The organism is Burkholderia sp. Tr-20355 (assembly GCF_017104685.1).
In the GTDB taxonomy this organism is placed as follows: domain Bacteria; phylum Pseudomonadota; class Gammaproteobacteria; order Burkholderiales; family Burkholderiaceae; genus Burkholderia; species Burkholderia seminalis.
The window spans coordinates 1-1,993 of the sequence record NZ_JAAGPK010000343.1 but is presented as its reverse complement, the minus strand read 5'-3'; the positions used below and the strand labels follow the sequence as shown (position 1 = coordinate 1,993).

Sequence of the window (1,993 nt, the reverse complement as noted above, 5' to 3'; positions counted from 1 at the left end):
TCACGGGCGCCGGCCAGACGCACGCGGCGCTCGACCTGTGCCGCGGCCTCACGGCCGGCGAACGCCATCGCGTCGATATCGACGATTGCGATCACTACGGGCTGTTTACCGGGCCGCGCTGGCGCGGCGACGTCCATCCGGCGCTGCAGCGCGTGTTCGCGCTGGCGGAAGCGGCCCGCCCGCGCACGCGCCGCGCCAGGCGGCCGTGATGCGGCTTCAGTGGCGCGCCGCGTCGAGCAGCCTGCGCACCTCGTCGTCGCTCGTCTGCTCGAAGCGGGCGTAGAACGGGCTGATCCCGAAGAACCGCAGCGGCTGCGACACCGTGACGAAGGCGTCGGCCAGATCGTCGAACGCGTGCCGCGCGCTCGCCGGCGCGACCGGTACCGCCGCGACGATGCGTGCGGGGCGGCGCTCGCGCAACGCCTGCAGCGCGACGCGCATCGACGCGCCGGTCGCGACGCCGTCGTCGACGACGATCGCGATGCGTCCGTCGACCGGCAGCGGCGGCACGGCGCCGCGATACAACGCCTCACGGCGATGCAGCTCGGCCGTCTCGCGCGCGATCACGTCGGCGAGCTGCCCGTCCGACACGCCCATCGAGCGGATCACCGAACGCTGCAGATACATCGCGCCACCGGTCGCGATCGCGCCCATCGCGAGCTCGGGATCGAACGGCACGCCGAGCTTGCGCACGACCAGCACGTCGAGCGGCGCGCGCAGCGCGCAGGCGACCGGATACGCGACGGGCACGCCGCCGCGCGGCAACGCGAGCACGACGACGTCGCTCCGCCCCGCGTAATCGCGCAATGCGTCGGCCAGCTGGGGGCCGGCATCGGCGCGATCGGCAAAACACTCGGTCACGATCGACTCCCTGCCGTTGCGCCGGATGCGCGAAACCCGCGCCGGCGCCTTGTCAACGAGCATGGTGCATCGGCCGCGCCGATGCAAGCAGGGTCATACCGGCGCACGCGACGCCGAAGGAAGGGATCAGAGGCCGCCGGCCTGCCGGTACAGCCGCCAGAACGACTGCGCATAGGATTGCGCAAGCTCGGGCGCGCGCTGGAACACATTCACCGTTTCCGCATGGGCGGCCGCACCGTCGGACAGCGTCGTCAGCGCGACGCTGTCGTCGACGATCACGAAGCGCGGTGCCGGATCGCCATGCCGCGAATCGATCGCGACGTCGATGCCCGCGGATTTCAGAAAACCGGCGCCGCTGTAGCGGCCCGCGCGCGGCGAGCGCACGAGCACGACACGCACCTCGACTCCACGCGCGCGGGCCGCGCGCAACGCGCCCGCGACAGCCGGCGGCACGTGCGTATAGCCCGCCAGCAGCACGCGACGCTGCGCCTGTTCGATCAGGTCGACGGTCGCGTCGGCCGCCGCGTTGTCATACGAAAAGTAGGTGCCGACCGACGCGGCGTCGGACGGAATCTGGCTGGCGTGGGCGCTCGTCGCGCAGCACAGCGCGGCGAGAAGGATGGCGGCTGGTCTCATGGCGGGCGCCATTGTAGCGATGCCAATTCGCGTGGCAAGCACCGGCTGCGACGCTGCTGCGCCGGCGCAACACCCAGCCTGGAACGCGGGCGCGACGACTGTGTTTCAGCCCGTTTTTCGGGCCGCGGGTCAGGCCGCGACGCGCGCGAGCCAGCTCGTCACGCCGTCGACGGAACGGAAATCCGCGAGGCTGCGCGCCGGCAACGCCGGGTACGCGCCGCCGGCCATCTCGGCCAGCGCGCGCCCGGGGCCCAGTTCGAGAAACGCCGTCGCACCGGCCTCGACGCAGGCGGCGAGACAGGCCGCCCACTCGACCGGCTCCGCGATCTGCCGCGCGAGCTTGTCGAGGCCCGCGTCGACGTCGAGCACCGACGCCCCGTCGATCCCGGAAAACAGCCGCGTGCCGGGCAGCGGCCGCCGGACGTGCGTCGCGGCAAGCGCCGTGCGAAACACCGGCACGGCCGCCGCGAGCCGGCGCGCGTGCGACGCGATCCGA

The 1,993-nt window shown here is 72.9% G+C and carries 2 protein-coding genes and 2 pseudogenes; 1 reads left to right on the top strand and 3 read right to left on the bottom strand.

Going from position 1 to position 1,993, the window contains the following annotated elements; genetic code table 11:
- A pseudogene (locus tag G3N62_RS35155) lies at positions 1–209 on the top strand (polyhydroxyalkanoate depolymerase); the annotation flags it as partial.
- 7 nt (positions 210–216) lie between these two features.
- Here the strand turns inward: G3N62_RS35155 and G3N62_RS35150 are convergent.
- The 3 genes and pseudogenes from G3N62_RS35150 to G3N62_RS35140 all read right to left on the bottom strand — a co-directional run.
- Positions 217–864, bottom strand: coding sequence for a phosphoribosyltransferase family protein (locus G3N62_RS35150; protein WP_124669872.1), 648 nt, complete (start codon positions 862–864; stop codon positions 217–219).
- A 123-nt stretch (positions 865–987) separates the two neighbouring features.
- Positions 988–1,509 carry a phospholipase D-like domain-containing protein gene (locus G3N62_RS35145; protein ID WP_034186639.1) on the bottom strand — a complete coding sequence of 174 codons (522 nt, stop codon included), beginning with the start codon at positions 1,507–1,509 and terminating at the stop codon, positions 988–990.
- A 117-nt stretch (positions 1,510–1,626) separates the two neighbouring features.
- A pseudogene (locus tag G3N62_RS35140) lies at positions 1,627–1,993 on the bottom strand (malonate decarboxylase subunit epsilon); the annotation flags it as partial.